Origin of the sequence: Burkholderia sp. AU45274, from assembly GCF_030482505.1 — a bacterium.
Lineage (GTDB): Bacteria > Pseudomonadota > Gammaproteobacteria > Burkholderiales > Burkholderiaceae > Burkholderia.
Window position 1 is genome coordinate 270,870 of the sequence record NZ_JAUJQE010000005.1, and the last position, 17,595, is coordinate 288,464.

Consider the following 17,595-nt stretch of genomic DNA (forward strand, 5'->3'; position numbering starts at 1 on the left):
TGCGGCGTGCACCGGTTCACGCACGCCGCGCAACGGGCGCGCGAACGCGCCCACCTTCCCCTTCACAGCACTCAGGCCGGTTCGCAGCAGCGCTCGCGCGCGGCGGCCAGCGCCTCGCGAAACTCGACGAGTTCCGCGATCGTCAGCATCGGCAACCCGTGCTGTTGCGCGAAACGTTCGACATCGTCGCCGCGCGTCATCGTGCCATCCGGATTCATCAGCTCGCACAGCACGCCGGCCGGCTTCAGGCCCGCGAGGATCGACAGGTCGACCGTGCCTTCGGTGTGACCGCGACGCGCCAGCACGCCGCCCGGTTGCGCACGCAACGGAAACACGTGGCCCGGGCGCACGATGTCGTGCGGCTTCGCGCCTTCTGCGATCGCCGCGCGAATCGTCGTCACGCGATCGGCCGCCGATACGCCCGTATGCACGCCTTCGCGTGCCTCGATCGACACGGTGAACGCGGTGCCGTTGCGGCTCTCGTTGGTCTGCACCATCGGCGGCAGCTCGAGCGCACGCACGGTGTCGTCGGTCAGGCACAGGCACACGATGCCGCTGCATTCGCGGATCAGCAGCGCCATCGTCTCGGGCGTGATGCGCTCGGCGGCAACGATCAGGTCGGCTTCGTTCTCGCGGTCGTGGTCGTCCTGCAGCACCACGGCACGGCCTGCGCGCATCGCTTCGAGCGCGGCGGCGATGCGCGGCGGCACCGGTTCGGAATCCAGCAACGGGAGATCGGCAAAGGCGTCGGCGGGGGCCGACGAAACGGACATCAAGGACATGTGAAACGCTCCTCGCAAATACGATTTGGGCGAAAAACGTTTCAGGGCATTGCAAACAGACAGAACGACAACCCGCTTCGCACACATGGCGAAGCGGCCCTGACGGACATGACTATCTGCACATCTTCTCTCATCCGGACTATGACCGTCGGCTCTGGCATTCGACCAGATCTGCTGACCCCGCGCAAATGCGCGGGCGCTCGCGGGCTCGCCGGCTTACGCCAGCCTACCGCCGGTGGGGAATTGCACCCCGCCCTGAAGACGCACTGATTTGCCGGATGGGCCAACCCCATCGACGGCGGGCCAAGCATACAACAGCTGCGCGCTCGGCGCAGCGGACACGGCCTAAAACCTTACTGACGACTCCGTCTAACGGCATCGTCCAAACGGCCGACGGCCGACCCGCGTTCTCGTCCGAACGGCGAGCACGCGAGCCGCTTCCGTGCGGCCTGCGTTGCGCGGTCAGCCGGCCGCGTGCGCGGCATGTGCCGCGTGCGCCGCATCGGGCACGAGCCAGCGCGGCGGCACCTCGGGGCTCACCGTCACGCGAAATGCACGCGCTTCGCTGTCGCCCGGGTTGCGCAGGCTGTACGGCTGGTCGGCATCGAACACGATCGCGTCGCCGGTCGCGAGCAACTGGCGGCGGTCGTGCACGCTGACTTCGAGCGTGCCCTCGCTGACGACGAGGTTGACCGTCGTGCCGGGCGCGCGGCGGGCGCCGGGCTCCGTATGCAGCGGCGCGATCCGCAGCTCGTGGAACTCGGCCGCGGCCGGCTCGCCTTCCGGGTACAGCGCGCGTGCCGAGAAGCGGCCGTTCGAGCTGACGACCCGCGACGCACGCTCGGCCGCCAGATGCTCGAAGCCGTTCACGGCATGGCGGCGCAGGAAGGCGGCGACCGATACCTTCAGCGCCGCGGCGATCTTGCAGAGCACCTTGATCGACGGCACGCTGCGCGCCGACTCGATCTGCGCGAGCATCGCGCGCGACACGCCGGACAGCCGCGCGAGCGCATCGAGCGACAATTGCCGCTCGGCACGCAACCGCGCGAGGTTCACGCCAACGACCTGTTCGAGCACGTCGAGCGACGCGGACGCCCGCGCATCGGCGGCGTTGCCGGATTCGAAGGAAGACACGTCGCGCACGAGCGCCAGGGATGAAGACATAGCATTGCCTCCGGGCCGCGGTGCAGCCCTGCGAATGGGGTAAGCCGGGATCGGAATCGGATTGCGCCAGCAACGGCGCGTATCGAGACGCTATCACCCGGTCTTGCACCGGCAAACGAAGTTATCTTCACACCGTTATCAGCATCGCGGAGGAATGCGTTCCTCGCGAACCTTTTCCTGCCGCTATCGCGTCATGCGGGCGCCGCGCGTTGCACCGCTCATTGCGCCGCCGGTGCCGTGCCGCGCGACGGCCCGCGCGCGCCGAGCCGCATCGCGAACCACGTGACGACGAGCGCCGCGAACGTCACCGCGACGGCCACCCAGGGCAGCGCATCGAGCGCCAGGCCGTGCTCCAGCGCAAGACCGCCGAGCCACGCGCCGAGCGCATTGCCGACGTTGAACGCGCCGATGTTCAGCGTCGATGCGAGATGCGGCGCGCTTGCGGCCTTCTCGACCACGTGCGCCTGGAGCGGCGGCACCGTCGCGAATGCGGCGATCCCCCATACGAACACGGTGACGGCCGCCGCGACCGGATGGTGGCTCGTCCTGGCGAACACGACCATCACGGCCATCAGCGCGACGAGGATCGCGATCAGCGACGGCATCAGCGCGCGGTCGGCGAGCTTGCCGCCGAGCGTGTTGCCGATCGTCAGCCCCGCGCCGAACAGCACGAGGATCAGCGCGACCGCGCGCGGCGAATAGCCCGACACGGACTGGAGAATCGGCGCGATGTACGTGAACACGACGAACACGCCGCCGAAGCCGAGCACGGTCATCAGCAGCGCGAGCCACACCTGCGGCTCCTTCAGCACGCGCACTTCTTGGCCGAGGCCGACCGGCCCGCTGTCGTGGCGGTTCGGCACCAGCGCGGCGACGCCGCCGAGCGACAGCACGCCGAGCGCGGCGACGATCCAGAACGACGCGCGCCAGCCGAGCAGCTGGCCGACGAAGGTGCCGAACGGCACGCCGAGCACGTTCGACAGCGTGAGCCCCGTGAACATCAGCGCGATCGCGCTCGCACGCTTGTCGGCGGGCACGAGCGACGCGGCGACCACCGCGCCGATCCCGAAGAACGACCCGTGCGCGAACGACGTGACGACCCGCGCGACCATCAGCATCGCGTAGCCGGACGCGGTCGCGCACAGCACGTTGCCGATGATGAAGATCGCCATCAGCCATTGCAGCGCGGCCTTGCGCGGCATGCGGCTCGTCAGCACCGCGAGCAGCGGCGCGCCGGCCGCGACACCGAGCGCGTAGCCCGTGACCAGCAGGCCGGCCGACGGCAGCGACACGGCCAGATCGCGTGCGACCTCGGGCAGCAGGCCCATGATGATGAACTCGGTGGTACCGATGGCGAAGGCGCTGATCGCAAGCGCCAGTAACGGAATGGGCATGTCGTTCTCCGGAAGGCGGCGGGCGCGGCGCCCGGGCGGTGCCGCACCGCACAAAAGGCAGGATGTGCGCATTGTCCCGAAGATGCCGATATTTGATAATTGGCGTGGCATTTGAACCATTTTCAAATATTTCTGGAAAATCGCATGGATCGACTGGGCGATATCCGGCTGTTCGTCGAGGCGGCCGAACTGGGCAGCCTGTCCGCCGCCGGGCGCAAGCTGAACCTCACGCCGGCCGCCGCGAGCGCGCGGCTGGCGAAGCTCGAGGCGGCGGTCGCCACCCGGCTGTTCGACCGTTCGACCCGGCAGTTGCGGCTCACCGACGAGGGCCGCCTGTACCTGAACGGCTGCCGGCAGGCATTGCAGGCGCTCGACGACGCGAACGCGCTGCTGCAGGCCGGCCGCAACGTCGTCGGCGGCCGGGTGCGGCTGTCGGCGACGTCCGATTTCGGCCGCCGACGGCTGCTCGACTGGCTCGACGAATTCACCGCGCGCTACCCGGACGTGACGTTCTCGCTGACGGCGTCCGACTCGACGGTGAACCTGTGGCAGGACGAGATCGACCTCGCGATCCGCTTCGCGGCGCCGCCCGACGGCGCGCTGATCGCCCGCCGGCTCGCCGCGGACCGGCGCGTGCCGTGCGCGTCGCCGTCGTTCATCGAACGTCACGGCGTGCCGAGTGACCCGCACGATCTGGCCCGCTTTCCGTGCAACGTGATCACGGTGGCGTCCGGACCGATGAACACCTGGCGCTTCACGCGCGGCGACGACACCCAGACCTGCACGGTGCCGCTCGCCACCGCGTTCGAGACCAACGACGGCGGCCTCGCCCGCGAGTGGGCGCTGCGCGGCCGCGGCATCGTGCTGAACTCGATCTGGGATGTCGCCGACGACATCCGCGCCGGGCGGCTCAAGGTCCTGCTGCCGGACTGGCGGCACCAGAGCGCGCCGCTACACGCGATTTATCCGGGCAAGCGCTACATGGCGCCGCGCGTGCGCGTGCTGCTCGACTTTCTCGCCGAACGCTTCGCGCGCGAGGAAACCGCGCACGAAGACCTGCTGAACGCGTGCCGCTGACGGCCGGCGCGCCGACGCCAAGGGGTCGGAACCTGGCGGACGGCGTCGCGCGGCCGCAACCCGCCGCCCGTCCCGGCCAGCATGAAAAGCTATAATGAAAGGCTTTCCCGACGGCTTTTCATGCTGGCTGCGCGCCAACCGCGCGCAGCGCACGGCCGTCCCGATTCACCTGATAGACGACGCCCCCAGGTCAACCACTGCGAACGGCGAACCCCCATGACCAAGAAAGTTTACGTTAAGACCTTCGGCTGCCAGATGAACGAGTACGACTCGGACAAGATGGTGGACGTGCTGAATGCGGCCGAAGGCCTCGAAAAGACCGATACGCCGGAAGACGCGGACATCATCCTGTTCAACACCTGCTCGGTGCGTGAAAAGGCGCAGGAGAAGGTGTTCTCCGATCTCGGCCGCGTACGCGAGCTGAAGGAAGCGAAGCCCGGCCTGCTGATCGGCGTCGGCGGCTGCGTCGCGAGCCAGGAAGGCGCATCGATCGTGTCGCGCGCGCCGTACGTCGACCTCGTGTTCGGCCCGCAAACCCTGCACCGCCTGCCGCAGATGATCGACGCGCGCCGCGAGAGCGGCCGTGCGCAGGTCGACATCTCGTTCCCCGAAATCGAGAAGTTCGACCACCTGCCGCCCGCGCGCGTCGAGGGGCCGAGCGCGTTCGTGTCGATCATGGAAGGCTGCTCGAAGTACTGCAGCTACTGCGTGGTGCCGTACACGCGCGGCGATGAAGTGTCGCGCCCGCTCGACGACGTGCTGACCGAAGTGGCCGGCCTCGCCGACCAGGGCGTGCGCGAAGTCACGCTGCTCGGCCAGAACGTGAACGCATATCGCGGCGCGCTGGCGGCCGGCTCGTCGGAAATCGCCGATTTCGCGACGCTGATCGAATACGTCGCCGACATCCCCGGCATCGAGCGGATCCGCTACACGACGTCGCACCCGAAGGAATTCACGCAGCGCCTGATCGACACCTACGCGAAGGTGCCGAAGCTCGTGAGCCACCTGCACCTGCCCGTCCAGCACGGCTCCGACCGCATCCTGATGGCGATGAAGCGCGGCTACACGGTGCTTGAATACAAGTCGGTGATCCGCAAGCTGCGCGCGATCCGCCCGGACCTGTCGCTGTCGACCGACATGATCGTCGGCTTCCCCGGCGAGACCGAGGACGATTTCGACAAGATGATGGCGCTCGTGCACGAGATGGGCTACGACACCAGCTTCTCGTTCATCTACAGCCCGCGCCCCGGCACGCCGGCCGCGAACCTGCATGACGACACGCCGCGCGACGTGAAGCTCAAACGCCTGCAACATCTGCAGGCGACCATCGAGGAAAACGTCGCGCGCATCAGCGAGTCGATGGTCGGGAAGGTCGAGCGGATCCTCGTCGAGGGCCCGTCGCGCAAGGACCCGAACGAACTCGCGGGCCGTACCGAGAACAACCGGGTCGTGAATTTCCCGGCGCCGCTCGCGTCGCACCCGCGCCTGATCGGCCAGATGATCGACGTGAAGATCAACCACGCCTACCCGCATTCGCTGCGCGGCGAGCTCGTGCTCGTCAGCGACGACGCGAGCGCGGCCACGCACTGACTGACGCTCAACAGGAGCCCGACGCCACTTTGAAGCCGACCCAAGCACTGGAATTCGTCGCGCCGCGCGACGACAACGCGCGCCTCGCCAACCTCTGCGGCCCGCTCGACGAGAACCTGCGGCAGATCGAACAGGCGCTCGACGTCACGCTGTCGCGACGCGGCCACCGGATCGCGATCCGCGGGCGCGGCGCCAAGCTCGCGCTCGCCGCACTCGAGAACTTCTACAACCGCGCGCGCGATGCGCTGTCGGTCGACGACATCCAGCTCGCGCTGGTCGAAGTGCGCCATACGTCCGGCAACGGCCGCCAGGACACGCTCGACGTGCGCTTTCGCGGCGACCCCGACCATCCGTTCGACGAGCCCGTCGTGCAGCTCGACGCCAGCGAGCCGGACGAGGAGCCCGCGCCGAAGCTCTACACGCGGCGCGCCGACCTGCGCGGCCGCACGCCGGCGCAGCGCGAGTACCTGAAGCAGATCCTGTCGCACGACGTGACGTTCGGCATCGGGCCGGCCGGCACCGGCAAGACCTACCTCGCGGTCGCGTGCGCGGTCGACGCGCTCGAGCGCGACCAGGTCAAGCGGATCGTGCTGACGCGCCCGGCCGTCGAGGCCGGCGAGCGGCTCGGCTTCCTGCCGGGCGATCTCGCGCAGAAGGTCGACCCGTACCTGCGTCCGCTGTACGACGCGCTGTACGACCTGCTCGGCTTCGACAAGACGGCGAAGATGTTCGAGCGCCAGATGATCGAGATCGCGCCGCTCGCGTACATGCGCGGCCGCACGCTGAACCACGCGTTCATCATCCTCGACGAGGCGCAGAACACGACGCCCGAGCAGATGAAGATGTTCCTCACGCGGATCGGCTTCGGCTCGAAGGCCGTCGTGACCGGCGATACGAGCCAGGTCGACTTGCCGCGCGGCCACAAGAGCGGCCTCGTCGAGGCGCAGCAGGTGCTCGGCGGCGTGCGCGGCATCGCGCTCACGCGCTTCACGAGCGCGGACGTCGTGCGCCATCCGCTCGTCGCGCGCATCGTCGAGGCGTACGACGAATTCCACGCGCAGCACCAGGACGGCTGACCGGCCGGCGGCACCCGTACGCCGCCCCGGCCCGACAGCCCGGCCCGGCCCGCCACACGGCGCGCCGGGCTTTTTTTCGCCTGTGCGAATTCGGGTGCGATCGGCCGTTTGGTGTATCCTCAACGCGTCCTAATCGCCGTACGCGTCATGAAATCCTCCCGTTCCCGCAAGTCCGGGCGCGCCCAGCCGGCCGCGCCCGCCTCCCCCCGCCTGTCGCTGTTCGATGCGAAGGGCAAGGCCCGGACCGTCAACGCGCAAGGGCTGCGAATCGACTTCCCGGATGGCCGCAGCCTGATGTTCGACCTGTCGGGCAGTTCGGGAGAAGCCGCCGTCGCGATCGTCGCGCAGCACAACGATCCGGCCATGCGCGCGAAGCTCGCGCTGCAGCCCGAGCACTACGACAGCGTGACGCTGCACGTGGGCGCCGAGCCCGCCCCGCGCGAAGACGACGCCGAGGACGCGCTGCGCGAGCCGGAGCTCGACCTGTCCGTGCAATACGGTGACGAAATCACGAGCGACGTGCGCAAGACGCTGCCCAAGCGCAAGCTGATCGCCGAGTGGATCGAGCCCGCGCTGTTCGCCAGCGCGCAGCTCACGGTGCGCTTCGTCGGCGACGAAGAAGGCCGCACGCTGAACGCCGGCTACCGCCACAAGGACTACCCGACCAACGTGCTGACCTTCGCGTACGACGCGGCACCCGACGGCACCGTGATCGGCGACCTCGTGCTGTGCTGCCCGGTCGTCGAGAAGGAAGCGCACGATCAGGGCAAGCCGCTCACGGCCCATTACGCGCACCTGCTGGTGCACGGCGCGCTGCACGCGCAGGGCTACGACCACGAGACGAGCGACGAGGACGCAGCCGAAATGGAAGCGCTCGAAGTCGACATCCTCGCGAAGCTGGGCTTCCCGAACCCGTACCAGTAAGCCCTCCGCACGATGCGCAACGCCGCGACGCTCCCGCCCGCCTACCCGCCGTCGATCGGCGCCGGGCGCCTGCTGACGGAAGACGAGCTCGCGGCCTCGCTCGCGCATACGATGCGCGACTGGGACGGCCAGCAGGATCTCTGGCTGTTCGGCTATGGCTCGCTGATCTGGAACCCGGGGTTGCCGACCGTCGCCGCGGTGCGCGGCAAGGTGCATGGCTATCATCGCGGGCTCTACCTGTGGTCGCGCGTGAACCGCGGCACGCCCGAACGCCCGGGCCTCGTGCTCGCGCTCGATCGCGGCGGCTCCTGCTCGGGCATCGCGTTCCGGCTCGCGGGCCCGACCGCGCAACCGCACCTCGAAACGTTGTGGAAGCGCGAAATGCCGATGGGCTCGTACCGGCCCGCGTGGCTGCCGTGCTCGCTGGAAAGCGGCGAACGCGTGAACGCGCTCGCGTTCGTGATGCGCCGCGACGCGCCGACCTACACGGGCAAGCTGACCGATCCCGTCGTGAAGGAAGTGTTCAGCTGCGCGGCCGGCCGCTACGGCACGACGCTCGACTACGTGAGCCGCACGGTCGACGCGCTGCGCGCGAGCGGCATCCCCGATCGCGCACTTGAAGGCCTGCTCGCGCGATGCCGGTGACGCGGCCTGGCGCCACGCGCTGCCGCGCCGCGTGCGCATTCGAACGAGGGCACGCCCGATGATGAAACCGTCACGCTGGTCGCGTTGCAGGATTGCCGCGCTGCTCGTTGCCGCGAGCGTCGCGCTGTCCGGCTGCGGCATCCTGGGCTGCGGCGGCGCCGCGACCAACGGCGCGGCCGCCGGCGGCTGCTCGGCCGGCATGCGGTTCTGAACCGCGGCGCGGCGACAAAACCCGCGTGCGTCAGAATGCCGCCCCAGGCCGCCTCCGCCGGACGTTTTCCCGCGTCACGGCGCCCCACCCCTTCCGCACCCGTTTTTTGCCGCCGCTGCCCCACCGCGCCTTTCTGGGATAGGATGGAACCGAGGACGATGCCGCGCCCGGCGCGGGCGTCCGCGAGCGGGGCCCGCGCGAGCCGCCCACCCTGGCCGTGCGGCCGGTGTGACACGGTCGCGTCGTGCCCTTGGTGTATCCTTGCCTACTCCGTGACAGCGCGCTCCGGCATGACCCGGGCGCACCACCATGAACGATTCGTATCCCAGTCGTAAGCTAACCGACAAACCGCAAGAAAAGCGCTCGCTGCTCGAGCGCCTGACCGACTTCATCTCGCCCGAGCCCGAATCCCGCGGCGAGCTGCTGGAAATCCTCCAGGACGCCCACGAGCGCAACCTGATCGACGCCGATTCGCTGTCGATGATCGAAGGCGTGTTCCAGGTATCCGACCTGTGCGCACGCGACATCATGGTGCCGCGCGCCCAGATGGACGCGATCAACATCGCCGACAAGCCCGAAGATTTCATCCCGTTCGTCCTCGAGAAGGCGCACTCGCGCTACCCCGTGTACGAGGAGAACCGCGACAACGTCATCGGCGTGCTGCTCGCGAAGGATCTGCTGCGTTTCTATGCCGAAGAGGAATTCGACGTGCGCGGGATGCTGCGCCCGGCCGTGTTCATTCCCGAATCGAAGCGCCTGAACGTGCTGCTGCACGACTTCCGCGTGAACCGCAACCACCTCGCGATCGTCGTCGACGAATACGGCGGCGTCGCGGGCCTGATCACGATCGAGGACGTGCTCGAGCAGATCGTCGGCGACATCGAGGACGAATACGACTTCGACGAGGAAGCCGGCAACATCATCTCGGGGCCCGACGGCCGCTATCGCGTGCGCGCGCTCACCGAGATCGAGCAGTTCAACGAGACGTTCGGCACCGATTTCCCCGACGACGAAGTCGACACGATCGGCGGGCTGATCACGCATCATTTCGGCCGCGTCCCGCATCGCGGCGAAAAGCTGCAGCTCGGCAACCTCGTGTTCGAGATCCAGCGCGGCGATGCGCGCCAGGTCCACGTACTGCTGGTGCGCCGCAATCCGCTCGCCAGCCGTCGCGCCGAAACCTCGCACGAGGACTGACCGTCGCGCGCCAGCCGCGCGTTCCACAACCGCTCGCCCACTTCCGCTTCACATGGACGATCCGATCCTGTCCCGCCCGGCTGGCGGCCTGCTCGCGCCGACTCCCGGCCGCGCGATGCCGCGCTGGCACTACCCGGCCGCGCTGCTCGCCGGTGCAGCCAATACGCTCAGCTTCGCACCGACGCCGCATGGCGGCTGGCTGCAACTCGTCGTATTCGTCTGGTTTTTCGCGCAGCTCACGCGCACCGCGAGCTGGCGCAGCGCCGCGCTCACCGGCGGCGCGTTCGGCTTCGGCAACTTCATCACCGGCGTCTGGTGGCTCTACATCAGCATGCACGTGTACGGCGAGATGGCCGCGCCGCTCGCGGGCGGCGCGCTCGTGCTGTTCTCGCTGTACCTGTCGCTGTACCCGGCGTTCTCCGCCGGGCTGTGGTCGTTCTGCGCGGGCCATGCGTGGCATCGCCGCACGCCCGACCCGCGGCCGTTCTCGCCGACCTGGCACGGCGCATTCGCGTTCGCGAGCGCGTGGGCGCTCGGCGAATGGCTGCGCGGCACCGTCCTCACCGGCTTCCCGTGGCTCGCCAGCGGCTATCCGCAGGTCGACGGCCCGTTCGCGGGCTTCGCGCCGGTCGCCGGCGTGTACGGGATCGCGTGGGTGCTCGCGCTGTTCGCCGCGCTCGTCGTGCAGGCGCTCGCCGCCGCCCGGCCGTCGCCGCTTGCCGAGCCCCGCGCCGGCGATGCGCGCGTGCGCATCGCCGCGCCGGCCGGCATCGCGCTCGCGCTGATCGCGGCCGGTCTCGGCCTGTCGCAGGTCACGTGGACCGTGCCGGCGAACAAGCCGCTCACCGTGCGGCTGCTGCAGGGCAACGTGAAGCAGGACATCAAGTTCGAGGAAGCGGGCATCGACGCGGCGATCAAGATGTACACGCAGATGATCATCGAGAAGCCGGCCGACCTGATCGTCACGCCCGAAACCGCGATCGCGGTGATGATCCAGGAGCTGCCCGAGCCGTTCGCCGTCGCGATCCGCAAGTTCAGCGACACGACGGGCTCGGCCGTGCTGTTCGGCGCGGTCGGCGCATCGGTGACCGAGGACGGCCACTACGTCGACTACACGAACAGCCTGTACGGTGTGACGCCGAATTCGCGCGACATCTATCACTACGACAAGCACCACCTCGTGCCCTTCGGCGAATTCATCCCGTGGGGCTTCCGGTGGTTCGTCGACCTGATGAAGATGCCGCTCGGCGACTTCGCGCGCGGCGCCCCCGTGCAGAAGCCGTTCCTCGTGCACAACCAGCCCGTGATGGCCGACATCTGCTACGAGGACTTGTTCGGCGAGGAAATCGCCGCGACGATCCGCGACAATCCGCAGCCGCCCGGCGTGCTCGTCAACGTGACGAACCTCGCGTGGTTCGGCGACACGATCGCGCTCGACCAGCACCTGCAGATCGCGCGGATGCGCTCGCTCGAGACGGGCCGGCCGATGCTGCGCGCGACCAACACGGGGATGACGGCCGCGATCGATGCGCGCGGCCGCGTGCTCGGACAGCTGAAGCCGTTCACGATCGGCTCGCTCGACGTGCGGATCGAAGGCACCAGCGGCTTCACGCCCTACGTGACGAGCGGCAACAACATCGTGCTCGCGGTGTCGCTCGTGCTGCTCGCGTTCGGTTTCACGTTCGGCCCCGGGCTGCGCCGGCGCAACGGCAAGAAGAACGGCGACGACCAGCCGGAATGACGCAACGGGCGGCCGCCGCGCAGTGCGTGGCGGCCGCCGTCGAATCCAACATGCTGCAACATGCGGCAGCGGCCCGCAGCCGCGAAACGGCCGGCCGCTCAAGCCTGCCGGGTCGACTCCTCCGATTGAACCGGCTGCGCGGCCAGACGCCGCAGGTCGCGGCTCACCTCCTCCATCACCGGCGCCCACGCGCCGAACACCGGTTGCCGGTACAACGTCGCGGTCGGGTACCACGGGCTGTCCTTGCGTTCGAGCAGCCACGGCCAGTGCGGATTCACGTCGAGCAGCACCCAGGTGCGCGCGCCGAGCGCACCCGCCAGGTGCGCGACCGACGTGCACACGGTGATCACCAGATCCAGCGCGCCGATGAACGCGGCCGTATCGTCGAAGCTCGTCAGTTCCGCCGTGACATCCTCGATCGCGAAGCCCGCCGCGCGCGCCGCCTCGACATCCGCGTTCGCGCCCGGCTGCAGCGAAAAAAACGCGACGTCGTCGATCCCGCGGAACGCGTCGGCATAGCGCTCGAGCCCGACCCGCCGGAACGGATTGCGCTGGTGCCCCGCGCTGCCCGTCCACACGAGCCCGACCTTCAGCCGGCGGTCGCCCGCGAGTCGCGCGCGCCACGCCTCGCGCGCATGCGGATCGGCCCGCAGGTAGGGCACCGACGACGCGAGTGTCGACGCTTCCATGCCGAGCATCAGCGGCAGGCCGATCAGCGGCACTTCGTAATCGAAGGCCGGCAGCAATTCGATGCCGCCGCCCGCGCTGAATGCGTCCGCATGCGCGCCGAGGCTGCGCTGCATCAGCGTGCCCACCAGCGGGAACGTATTCCAGATGAGCCGGCCGCCCTCGCGATGCACGCGCTCGGCGAGCGGCGCGACGAAGCGGCAGAACTGCAGTACGTCGCCGAGCCCCTGCTCGCCCCACACGAGCAGCGTCTTGCCGGCGAGCGGCTCGCCCTGCCAGCGCGGGCCCGGCAGCACCGGCCGGCGGCCGCGCAACTCGCCCGCGCCGTCCCAGCGCGCCTCGTGGCCGCGCCAGCCGGCCGCGACGTTGCCGCGCACGAGCTGGATGATTGCCAGGTTGAAGCGGAACGACGCGTCGTCGGGCGCCAGCTCGCACGCGCGCGCCGCGTAGCGCTCGGCGTCGTCCCAGCGCTGCGCCTCCTTCATCGCCAGCGCGACGTTGTTCATCGCGAGCGCGTTGTCGGGCGCGAGCTCGACGAGCCGCGCCGCGCACGCGAGCGCGGCGTCCAGGTCGTGCGTCGCGAGCCGCGCGACGACGAGATTGATCCACGCCTGCACGTCGCGTGGATCGAAGCGCACCGCCGCTTCGAGCAGCGCGATCTCCTCCGCGCGGCCGCTACCCGACAGCCGCAGCGCGATCGCGAGGTTGTTGCGCAGCGATGGCCGGTCGGCATCGAGCGCCAGCGCCGCGCGATACGGCGCCACGGCGTCCGCGTGGCGGCCCGCCATCTGCAGTACGTAGCCGTGATTGAAGTACGCGGTCGCGCCCGGTTGCACGCGCGCCGCGCATTCGGCGAGCGCGAGCGCATCGGCCGTACGCTGCCGCGAGACGAGCGCGCCGGTGAGTTGCGCGAGCGCGTCGGCGTCGACCGCATGCAGATGCGCGGCGGCGGCAAGCCACAGATCGTGCGCGGCGTGCTCGCCGCGCGCCTGCGCATCGGCGGCCTGCCCGAGCAGCGCGAGGAAGGGCGGAAGCAGCGGAATGAGGATATCGGTCGGATCGTCCATGCAGTCGGAATCGGCTAGCGGTGGCGCGGCACGCGTCGCGCGCACCGCAATACGCGCATCTTAACGCCCGCGCGAAGCCGCGCGGCACGCGCGTCACGACAGGCCGCGCGCGGCCGCCCGGCGGGCATCGGTCACGCCCGTGCGGGCCGCCCGGACGGGGCCGACGGTGTGCCCGCCCGCGTTCCGGCCGCATCCGCTCGCCGATCCGGTAAAATTACGCGTTTCAGCACACTAACAAGCCGCGCCGCCGCGCGAGCCGACCCTCCGGGCCCCGCCCGGAGCGCCGCCCGCAACGGAGCGCCAGCGCCACGAAGGCTCTTCATGCTTACGTTTCAGCAAATCATCCTGACGCTGCAGTCCTACTGGGACAAGCAGGGTTGCGCCCTGCTCCAGCCCATCGACATGGAAGTCGGCGCGGGCACCTCGCACGTCCACACGTTCCTGCGCGCGGTCGGCCCCGAGCCGTGGCGCGCCGCGTACGTGCAGCCGTCGCGCCGCCCGAAGGACGGCCGTTACGGCGAGAACCCGAACCGCCTGCAGCACTACTACCAGTACCAGGTCGTGCTCAAGCCGGCGCCGGAAAACATCCTCGACCTGTACCTCGGCTCGCTCGAGGCGCTCGGCTTCGACCTGCAGCAGAACGACGTACGGTTCGTCGAGGACGACTGGGAAAACCCGACGCTCGGCGCGTGGGGCCTCGGCTGGGAAGTGTGGCTGAACGGGATGGAAGTCACGCAGTTCACGTATTTCCAGCAGGTCGGCGGCCTCGACTGCAAGCCGGTGCTCGGCGAGATCACGTACGGCCTCGAGCGCCTCGCGATGTACCTGCAGAAGGTCGAGAACGTGTACGACCTCGTGTGGACCGAGTGGGAGGAGCAAGGCCCGAACGGCCCCGAGCTGCGCCGCCTGTCGTACGGCGACGTCTACCACCAGAACGAGGTCGAGCAATCGACCTACAACTTCGAGCACGCGAACGTCGACCTGCTGTTCACGTTCTTCAACAGCTACGAAGCGGAAGCGAAGAAGATGATCGACGCGCAGCTCGCGCTGCCCGCGTACGAGCTCGTGCTGAAGGCCGGCCACACGTTCAACCTGCTCGATGCGCGCGGCGCGATCTCGGTCACCGAGCGCGCGGCATACATCGGCCGCATCCGCGCGCTGTCGCGTCTCGTCGCGCAGGCTTACTACGACTCGCGCGAGAAGCTCGGCTTCCCGATGCTCGGCAACCCGCCGGGCGTGCCGGGCCTCACCACCGACGCCCAGGACGCCGCACAGCCGGCGTGGGCGCCGCCGCTCAAGGTCGAACGCAAGATCGATCAGGACTGACGAGACGAGATTCACTCCAAACATGACGCACAATCATCCCGCCCCCCTGCTCGTCGAACTGCTGACCGAAGAGCTGCCGCCGAAGGCTCTCGCGCGCCTCGGCGACGCATTCGCCGAAGGTCTCGCGCAACGCCTCGCGGCGCGCGACCTCATCGAAGGCGAACTCGTGTTCGAACGCTACGCCACGCCGCGCCGCCTCGCCGTCGTCGTGCAGAACGTGCGCGCCGTCGCCCCTGAAAAGCAGGTCCGCGAAAAGGTCCTGCCCGTGTCGGTCGCGCTCGACGCCGAAGGCAAGCCGACCGCGCCGCTCGCGAAGAAGCTCGCGGCGCTCGGCCACCCGAACCTGTCGATCGCCGATCTCGAGCGCGCCCAGGACGGCAAGGCCGAAGCGTTCTTCCTCAACTATTCGGCAGCCGGCGCGACGCTCGCCGACGGCCTGCAGGCCGCGCTCGACGAAACGCTCGAGAAGCTGCCGATCCCGAAGGTGATGACCTACCAGCGCCCGGACGGCTCCGACGTGAAGTTCGTGCGCCCCGTGCATCGCCTGACGGTGCTGCACGACGATCGCATCGTGCCCGTCACCGCATTCGGCGTCGACGCCGGTGACACCACGCTCGGCCACCGCTTCCTGTCCGACGGCCTCGTCGCGATCCAGCATGCGCGCAGCTACGCCGACACGCTGCGCGACAAGGGCCGCGTGATCGCGCACTTCGCCGATCGCCGCGAAACGATCCGCACGCAGCTGAACGAGCACGCGAACGGCGATACCGTCGTGATGCCCGAGTCGCTGCTCGACGAAGTGACGTCGCTGGTCGAATGGCCTGTCGTCTACCCGTGCCGCTTCGAGGACGAATTCCTGCAGGTCCCGCAGGAATGCCTGATCCTCACGATGCAAACCAACCAGAAGTACTTCGCGCTGACCGACGTCGCCGGCAAGCTGCGCTCGCGCTTCCTGATCGTGTCGAACATCGAGACGAAGACGCCGGGCGAGATCATCGAAGGCAACGAGCGCGTCGTGCGCCCGCGCCTCGCCGATGCGAAGTTCTTCTTCGAGCAGGACAAGAAGAAGCCGCTCGCCGACCGCGTGCCGCAGCTCGCGAACGTCGTGTATCACAACAAGCTCGGTTCGGCGCTCGCACGCGTCGAGCGCCTCGAGGCGCTGGCCGGCGAGATCGCCCCCGCGATCGGCGCCGACGCCACGCACGCGAAGCGCGCCGCGCGTCTCGCGAAGGCCGACCTGCTGACCGACATGGTCGGCGAGTTCCCGGAACTGCAGGGCACGATGGGCACGTACTACGCGCGCCACGACGGCGAAGCCGACGACGTCGCGCTCGCCTGCGCCGAGCACTACCAGCCGCGCTTCTCCGGCGACGCACTGCCGACCACGCCCGTGTCGACCGCCGTCGCGCTGGCCGACAAGCTCGAGACGATCGTCGGCATCTGGGGCATCGGCCTCGCGCCGACCGGCGAGAAGGATCCGTTCGCGCTGCGCCGCCACGCGCTCGGCGTGCTGCGCCTGCTGCTCGAGAAGCAGCTGCCGCTCGATCTCGTGTCGCTGCTGCGCACGGCCCATGCACGCTTCGAAGGCGTGCCGGGCGTGGCCGAATCGACCGATGCGATCCTCGCGTTCTTCATGGACCGCCTGCGCGGCCTGTTGCGCGAGCGCGGCTACTCGGCCGGTGAAATCGACGCGGTGCTGAGCCTGAACCCGACGCGTGTCGACGATCTCGTCGCGCGCCTCGACGCGGTGCGCGAGTTCACGCGCCTCGCGGAAGCCGAAGCGCTCGCGGCCGCGAACAAGCGGATCTCGAACATCCTGAAGAAGTCGGAAGGCGGCGCGAACGGCACGGTGCAGCCGACGCTGCTCGTCGAGGCCGCCGAGAAGGCGCTGCACGAACAGCTCGCGGCCGTGACGCCGCACGTGCAGTCGCAGCTCGAGGCGCGTGCGTACACGGGCGCGCTGTCGGCGCTCGCCGCGCTGCGCGCACCGGTCGACACGTTCTTCAACGACGTGATGGTCAACGCGGAAGATCCGGCACTGCGCGCGAACCGACTCGCGCTGCTGTCCGCGCTGCACCAGCAGATGAACTGCGTCGCCGACATCTCGAAGCTCGCCGCATAAGGGCCGCACGATGCCGACCAGCCCCAACCGCAAGCTCGTCGTCCTCGACCGGGACGGCGTGATCAACGTCGATTCGGATGCGTTCATCAAGACGCCCGACGAATGGATCGCGCTGCCCGGCGCCCTCGAGGCGATCGCCCGGCTCAACCACGCGGGGTATCGCGTGGTGGTCGCGACCAACCAGTCCGGCATCGGTCGCGGGCTGTTCGACATGGCCGCCCTCAACGAGATGCATCTGAAGATGCATCGCGCGGCGGCCGCGGTCGGCGCACGCATCGACGCGGTGTTCTTCTGCCCGCACACGGCCGAGGATCACTGCGACTGCCGCAAGCCGAAACCCGGCATGATGCAGATGATCGCCGAGCGCTTCGAGATCGATCCCGATCACACGCCGGTCGTCGGCGATTCGCTGCGCGACCTGCAGGCCGGCGTCGCGGTCGGCTTCCAGCCGCACCTCGTGCTCACCGGCAAGGGCAAGAAAACGCTCGCCGCCGGCAACCTGCCGCCCGGCACGAAGGTCCACGACGACCTGCGCGCGTTCGCGCTCGATTTCCTTTCACACGAACACGAGTGATGCAGCCGCCGCGCGCAT

Annotated in this window: 15 protein-coding genes and 1 riboswitch; of the genes, 11 read left to right on the plus strand and 4 right to left on the minus strand. The window is 69.2% G+C overall.

The genetic code is table 11. The features are described from left to right. Positions 1 to 71 precede the first annotated feature (71 nt). The 3 genes from ribB to QZM35_RS20330 form a co-directional block, all read right to left on the minus strand. Complete coding sequence (ribB, locus tag QZM35_RS20320; protein WP_039360016.1) at positions 72 to 782, minus strand: 3,4-dihydroxy-2-butanone-4-phosphate synthase; 711 nt, start codon at positions 780 to 782, stop codon at positions 72 to 74. A 118-nt stretch (positions 783 to 900) separates the two neighbouring features. Continuing rightward, positions 901 to 1,049: riboswitch (FMN riboswitch) on the minus strand. A gap of 195 nt (positions 1,050 to 1,244) precedes the next feature. Then, positions 1,245 to 1,946, minus strand: coding sequence for a helix-turn-helix domain-containing protein (locus QZM35_RS20325; RefSeq protein WP_069248802.1), 702 nt, complete (start codon positions 1,944 to 1,946; stop codon positions 1,245 to 1,247). A 218-nt stretch (positions 1,947 to 2,164) separates the two neighbouring features. Then, positions 2,165 to 3,340, minus strand: a complete 1,176-nt coding sequence (locus tag QZM35_RS20330) for an MFS transporter (protein ID WP_301776685.1) — start codon at positions 3,338 to 3,340, stop codon at positions 2,165 to 2,167. 144 nt (positions 3,341 to 3,484) lie between these two features. Here QZM35_RS20330 and QZM35_RS20335 point away from each other — a divergent pair, with 144 nt between their 5' ends. From QZM35_RS20335 to lnt, 8 genes are all read left to right on the plus strand, one after another. Beyond that, positions 3,485 to 4,417 carry a LysR family transcriptional regulator gene (locus tag QZM35_RS20335; protein ID WP_089426279.1) on the plus strand — a complete coding sequence of 311 codons (933 nt, stop codon included), beginning with the start codon at positions 3,485 to 3,487 and terminating at the stop codon, positions 4,415 to 4,417. 216 nt (positions 4,418 to 4,633) lie between these two features. Continuing rightward, a complete protein-coding gene (gene miaB / locus QZM35_RS20340) occupies positions 4,634 to 6,007 on the plus strand; it encodes a tRNA (N6-isopentenyl adenosine(37)-C2)-methylthiotransferase MiaB (RefSeq protein WP_089426280.1) in 1,374 nt (457 codons plus the stop codon). A gap of 29 nt (positions 6,008 to 6,036) precedes the next feature. Further along, positions 6,037 to 7,083 carry a PhoH family protein gene (locus tag QZM35_RS20345; protein WP_089426281.1) on the plus strand — a complete coding sequence of 349 codons (1,047 nt, stop codon included), beginning with the start codon at positions 6,037 to 6,039 and terminating at the stop codon, positions 7,081 to 7,083. Between the two features lie 147 nt (positions 7,084 to 7,230). Continuing rightward, complete coding sequence (gene ybeY / locus QZM35_RS20350) at positions 7,231 to 8,007, plus strand: rRNA maturation RNase YbeY (protein ID WP_089426282.1); 777 nt, start codon at positions 7,231 to 7,233, stop codon at positions 8,005 to 8,007. 12 nt (positions 8,008 to 8,019) lie between these two features. Continuing rightward, positions 8,020 to 8,652, plus strand: a complete 633-nt coding sequence (locus tag QZM35_RS20355; protein WP_089426283.1) for a gamma-glutamylcyclotransferase — start codon at positions 8,020 to 8,022, stop codon at positions 8,650 to 8,652. Between the two features lie 58 nt (positions 8,653 to 8,710). Further along, a complete protein-coding gene (locus QZM35_RS20360) occupies positions 8,711 to 8,863 on the plus strand; it encodes a hypothetical protein (RefSeq protein WP_174972906.1) in 153 nt (50 codons plus the stop codon). 309 nt (positions 8,864 to 9,172) lie between these two features. Further along, positions 9,173 to 10,060 carry an HlyC/CorC family transporter gene (locus QZM35_RS20365; RefSeq protein WP_089426284.1) on the plus strand — a complete coding sequence of 296 codons (888 nt, stop codon included), beginning with the start codon at positions 9,173 to 9,175 and terminating at the stop codon, positions 10,058 to 10,060. Positions 10,061 to 10,112: 52 nt separating this feature from the next. Next, the gene (gene lnt / locus QZM35_RS20370) at positions 10,113 to 11,801 is read left to right on the plus strand and encodes an apolipoprotein N-acyltransferase (RefSeq protein WP_301776686.1); all 1,689 of its coding nucleotides are present in this window, start codon (positions 10,113 to 10,115) and stop codon (positions 11,799 to 11,801) included. Positions 11,802 to 11,899: 98 nt separating this feature from the next. Here the strand turns inward: lnt and QZM35_RS20375 are convergent, their stop codons facing one another. Continuing rightward, a complete protein-coding gene (locus tag QZM35_RS20375) occupies positions 11,900 to 13,555 on the minus strand; it encodes a hypothetical protein (RefSeq protein ID WP_301776687.1) in 1,656 nt (551 codons plus the stop codon). 321 nt (positions 13,556 to 13,876) lie between these two features. Between QZM35_RS20375 and glyQ the strand changes: the two genes are divergently transcribed. The 3 genes from glyQ to gmhB are packed head-to-tail and all read left to right on the plus strand — an operon-like array spanning position 13,877 to position 17,577. Beyond that, on the plus strand, positions 13,877 to 14,881 hold the full coding sequence (glyQ, locus tag QZM35_RS20380; protein ID WP_011885965.1) for a glycine--tRNA ligase subunit alpha: 1,005 nt from the start codon (positions 13,877 to 13,879) through the stop codon (positions 14,879 to 14,881). A 22-nt stretch (positions 14,882 to 14,903) separates the two neighbouring features. After that, a complete protein-coding gene (gene glyS / locus QZM35_RS20385) occupies positions 14,904 to 17,003 on the plus strand; it encodes a glycine--tRNA ligase subunit beta (protein WP_301776688.1) in 2,100 nt (699 codons plus the stop codon). 10 nt (positions 17,004 to 17,013) lie between these two features. Next, on the plus strand, positions 17,014 to 17,577 hold the full coding sequence (gene gmhB / locus QZM35_RS20390; protein ID WP_089426288.1) for a D-glycero-beta-D-manno-heptose 1,7-bisphosphate 7-phosphatase: 564 nt from the start codon (positions 17,014 to 17,016) through the stop codon (positions 17,575 to 17,577). Positions 17,578 to 17,595: the final 18 nt, after the last annotated feature.